This is a genomic window from Subdoligranulum sp. APC924/74 (assembly GCF_003324125.1).
GTDB lineage: Bacteria > Bacillota > Clostridia > Oscillospirales > Ruminococcaceae > Gemmiger > Gemmiger qucibialis.
In genome coordinates this window covers 1-4471 of sequence record NZ_PSQF01000152.1, presented here as the reverse complement: position 1 = coordinate 4471, position 4471 = coordinate 1, and the positions used below count along the sequence as shown (strand labels likewise).

Sequence of the window (4471 nt, the reverse complement as noted above, 5' to 3'; positions counted from 1 at the left end):
TTATCGAGCATTTTGGCAACGCAGATGCCGTGCCGCAGCCGCCGGAGCGGTGCTTAAGCCGTTAGGCGGGAATTGTGCGGTGTTGCCCTGAAATGTGCTCTTACACCATTATGATTCTATGTTGCCGTGCGCCGGGTTATTTGCCCTGCGGCCCTTATCTTGGGGCGGTGCCCATCAGGCGGCTGCGGGAGCAGTGACAGTGCGCTACGGCCATGGCCAGAGCGTCCGCTGTATCGTCCGGCTTGGGGATGGTTTGCAGGTGCAGCATGATGCGGATCATTTCCTGGATCTGCTTTTTTACCGCCTTGCCATACCCGGTCACAGCCTGCTTGACCTGCATGGGGGTGTACTCATAAATCGGCACGCCGCACTGCGCGGCAGCCAGCAAAATCACCCCGCGGGCTTCCGCCACACCGATGACGGTCGTCTGGTTATGCTGGTAGTACAGCTTTTCAATGGAGAGTGCTTCCGGCTGATAGCGGGTACAGATATCCTTGATGCCGTCATAAATTTCAATCAGGCGCTGTTCAAACGGCGTGTCCTTATCGGTACACACTGCGCCGTAAGCGATGGGCGTAAAACGGTTGCCTGCATATTCCACAACGCCCCAGCCCACGATCGCATAGCCGGGGTCGATGCCCAAAACCCGCATAGTATCCCCTTTCCCTGTGTTTGAATCTATTCAGGAAACGCCGCACCGGCAAAAGGGTGCACTATCCCCATTTAACTGTATCAGTATACCACAAAGCCGTGTATGCGGCAAGGAAAAGCCCTTCCGCATTTGCAAATTTCTTTTGCGGTGGTGCGTTCAATTTCATGTATTTTCTGAATTTTTTCATTTTTTTCGAAAAAAGGGCTTGCTTTTTCTGCTTGGATTTGGTATAGTATACAAGTCGCAAGGACATGCGCGGTTAGCTCAGCTGGTAGAGCATCTGCTTGACGTGCAGGAGGTCACAGGTTCGAGTCCTGTACCGCGCACCATAGAAAACACCGTAGATTCGTTAAAATCTACGGTGTTTTCTTTTGTTAGTACACACTTTATAGTACACATTTGCCTATTTTCTTTGCAAGTCGTGCACCAAATCCCTATACACGTCCGGTTTTGTTTCTTTTAGCGCATCCATAAATTCATCTAGCACGCGCCAAACATGCCCAGCGTCAGCCTTAATTACAGTTTCCAAAAACTCACTCATTTTGTAGCCTTTCTAGTTTTCTCATCACGCCGTTGTACACTTTCGGATTTGCAACATCACCATTCTCCGATATTTCGGTGCAAACACTACATGGTATTGACATCTCCATGTCGTATGGCTTAAACTATCTACGTCTTTGTTATTTTTCATTTCAAAGAGAAACCTCTCTGTTCCTAGAATGTGGTTGGCAAACCCACACTCTATTCTACGGGGAGGTTTCTCTTTGTCTAGGGCTAAAGCCGTTTTTATTCCACCAGCTTAGCTGGTGGTTGTCGCTCGCTCAAGCTACCCAACCACAAAAACAGCCTTCGGCAAATGCCGAAGGCTGTTTTTAAATAATTCAAAGCTCTATCACTTTACACTTATCAGTTCAGCTTCTTGCGGTTGATGAACAGGTAAGCGGCAGCGCCGCCCAGTGCGGCAACCAGAACGATGGCCAGACCTGCAACAGAGTTGCTGTTGGTGCTGGAAACGCCGGTCTGCGGGATGATCTTGCTGGAGTTATCAGCGGGGGTGTTGGACTTGGTAACATCCGGGGTGTTGGTCGGAGTATTGTCCGGGGTATTGGTTTCCTCAGTCGGGGTGTTTGCCGGAGTATTGGTCGGAGTGGTCTCCGGGATAACCGGGGCGGTCGGGGTCACGACCGGAGTGGTCGGAGTAGGCTCGACCGGAGTGGTCGGAGTAGGCTCGACCGGAGTGGTCGGAGTAGGCTCAACCGGAGTGGTCGGGGTAGGCTCGACCGGAGTGGTCGGGGTAGGCTCGACCGGAGTGGTCGGAGTAGGCTCGACCGGAGTGGTCGGAGTAGGCTCGACCGGAGTGGTCGGAGTAGGCTCAACCGGAGTGGTCGGGGTAGGCTCGACCGGAGTGGTCGGGGTAGGCTCGACCGGAGTGGTCGGAGTAGGCTCGACCGGAGTGGTCGGAGTAGGCTCGACCGGAGTGGTCGGAGTAGGCTCAACCGGCTTCGGAGCTTCCATAAAGATGGGGTACAGGTAGATACCGCCTACCAGGCTGCCAACCGGGAATGCACCAAGGCCGCTGGTGCCCAGTTCAGTAGCATCGGCGCCCAGGACAAAGTGCTCTTTGCCCCAAACGTCCCAGCCCTTGAACTCCCAGCCCTCGTTTGCGATAACGGTGGGCAGAGTGATCGGAGTCTCCTCAAACTCGGCACGGTTCAGATAAGTCAGGGCAACATTGTCGGGATCGCTCTCGAAATGGCCCTTGGTGGTGTCCATAAAAATGGTAACATCCACCACGCGCACACAGGAAGCGCTGTCTTCGCTTGCAGCTTCGTCAGCGGTGTTGTCCTGTGCAGTCTCCTCCACTACTGCGGGTGCAGCAGCTTCCTCGGTGGTCTCGGTTTCTGCATACGCCGATACAGGCAGACAAACTGCCAAGGCAACAGCCGTAACCAGCGTAAGCAGACGCGAAAACCTGCTCGTCTTTTGCATAATTTTACTCCCTTTCCAAAATTATATCCCAAACGCAAAGGTACGGATTGCTGTTGCCTTTGTGCCCAGAATTCAAATAAAAATTTTACGCCCCGGCCGGCCAGCGGGCTGGAAGCAGCGGGTCCGGATTGATGATAACTTCATCCGCCGTCAGCGTTTCCCCGTCCCGCAGCGGGCGTGCCATAATCAGCAGGCGGGCATCCGACATTTCATAGGTACAGGTACACAATGTCAAAAGCCGTTCGTCTGCGCGGGCATAATCGCCCGTGGTATAAAACGCGCGCTTGGCCACTTCATCCAGGTATTCCTGCTCTGCCGCATCATCGGCAAAGTTCACATACTGGTTAAAGTGGAACACATCGCCATCGCTTTCGCGCGTGGTAATTGCATAAACTGCCACGATCTTGTAGTACTGGCCACCGTTCAGGCTGTCCAGCTCAATGACCGGGTGTTCCTGATAATATTCCGGCTCGCGGTAATTTTGCAGGCTGGAAAACCGCACCGTATCCCCCACGCCCATGTTGTGGCCGTACAGGATCAAATGGCGGCTTTGCTGGATATCGCACTCATAATCCAGGTATGGCAGGCCCAGGTCATCCCAGTTGCCATCCAGGTCGTGCTTTAAGTAGTAGCTGTTGTCCCCTTCTCTTTGCATCACCGGCAGGTCAACATCGGTATCATCGATCTTGATCCAGCCGATCACTTCGGGGTTACGCTCCAGCAGTGCGGTAAAATCCCGCGGTTCCGGGGTAACGGCGGGCTGCACGGTGGGGGCCGCGGTAACCTGCGGCTCCGGCGTCTGCTCTGGTTCTGCAGTCTGCACCACCGGCGGGCTCTCGCTCACCATCTTGCGCTGCTGCAGCCAGTTGGGCAGTTGCAGTGCCGCCATAGCAATCAACGCCGCCGCCATACCGGAGCAAAACACCCCTGCAAGAATGCGCGACTGCTGGCTCACAGGGCTGCCTCCACAAAGTAGGCATCGCCTTTGCTGCCATCGGTCTTGTATTCCTGATACGCAATGGTGCAGCTGGTGCTGCCATCGGGGATTTCAGCCATCAGCCAGTCGCTGCGCTCCTGGCCGGGGGTCAGCTCATAAGCATACGGCATCATGGTATCATCCACTGCGTTCAGGCAGGTGCCGTAATCGCTGTCGCCCTCGCCCCACTGGATTTGGAAATCCTGCAGGAACATCGTGTAGGTCTGGCTGCTGGTGTTCTTGATGTTCAGGCGCATGCGCACCAGGCATTCGCCATCCGGGATATCAATGCCGGGGTAGCTTTCCACCAGGCTGACATCCGTAATGGAAAAGTCAAACAGTGCCGTGCTGACCGTTTCGCCTGCCGTATTGTTATGTGCGTTTGTTTTACCGCAGGCGGTCAGCAGCAATGCCATACCCAGCACAGCTGCAAGGCCCGGCGCTGCCAAAGTCCGTCTCATGCTATGTTCTCCTACTTTTCCGTGTTGCCATTGCACAAGTATTTAACATCTGTTCAACGTTAAAAACATAGAGCAATGTACAGCTATCATATTATCACGCCACGCTTGTTTTGTCAATCAAAAAAGCACGGTCTTCTGCAGTCTGTTTTGTCATTTTTGTTGTTGAGCTGATGTTGTGTAGGGGTAGTATAACTGCGCGGCGGCATGTTTTATGCATTGGCAGCGTTTCTCTGCGGCGGCCAGAGGGCTGGCTGTTCCACCGGTCGTTTTTCTGTTTGGTACACATGATACCTTGCTCTGTAGGGAGCTATCTTGAGGCAACACCGCACAATTCCCGCCTTGCGGCTTAAGCACCGCTCCGGCAGCTGCGGCACGGCATCTGCGTTGCCAAAA

The 4471-nt window shown here is 54.1% G+C and carries 4 protein-coding genes and 1 tRNA gene; 1 reads left to right on the top strand and 4 read right to left on the bottom strand.

Annotated elements, in window-relative coordinates; genetic code table 11:
- Positions 1-154 precede the first annotated feature (154 nt).
- On the bottom strand, positions 155-652 hold the full coding sequence (gene ruvC / locus C4885_RS15610; RefSeq protein ID WP_114001216.1) for a crossover junction endodeoxyribonuclease RuvC: 498 nt from the start codon (positions 650-652) through the stop codon (positions 155-157).
- Between the two features lie 253 nt (positions 653-905).
- Here ruvC and C4885_RS15600 point away from each other — a divergent pair.
- Positions 906-981 (top strand) — tRNA-Val (locus C4885_RS15600).
- Positions 982-1558: 577 nt separating this feature from the next.
- Here C4885_RS15600 and C4885_RS15590 read toward each other — a convergent pair.
- The 3 genes from C4885_RS15590 to C4885_RS15580 all read right to left on the bottom strand — a co-directional run bounded on the left by C4885_RS15590 (position 1559) and on the right by C4885_RS15580 (position 4078).
- Positions 1559-2641: an LPXTG cell wall anchor domain-containing protein gene (locus C4885_RS15590; protein ID WP_114001214.1), complete on the bottom strand. Its 1083-nt coding sequence runs from the start codon at positions 2639-2641 to the stop codon at positions 1559-1561.
- Between the two features lie 85 nt (positions 2642-2726).
- A complete protein-coding gene (locus tag C4885_RS15585) occupies positions 2727-3596 on the bottom strand; it encodes a class B sortase (RefSeq protein WP_114001213.1) in 870 nt (289 codons plus the stop codon).
- Positions 3593-4078 (bottom strand): hypothetical protein, encoded by a 486-nt coding sequence (locus C4885_RS15580; RefSeq protein WP_114001212.1) that lies wholly within the window; start codon positions 4076-4078, stop codon positions 3593-3595. The genes C4885_RS15585 and C4885_RS15580 overlap by 4 nt, the downstream gene beginning before the upstream one ends.
- Between the last annotated feature and the right edge of the window lie 393 nt (positions 4079-4471).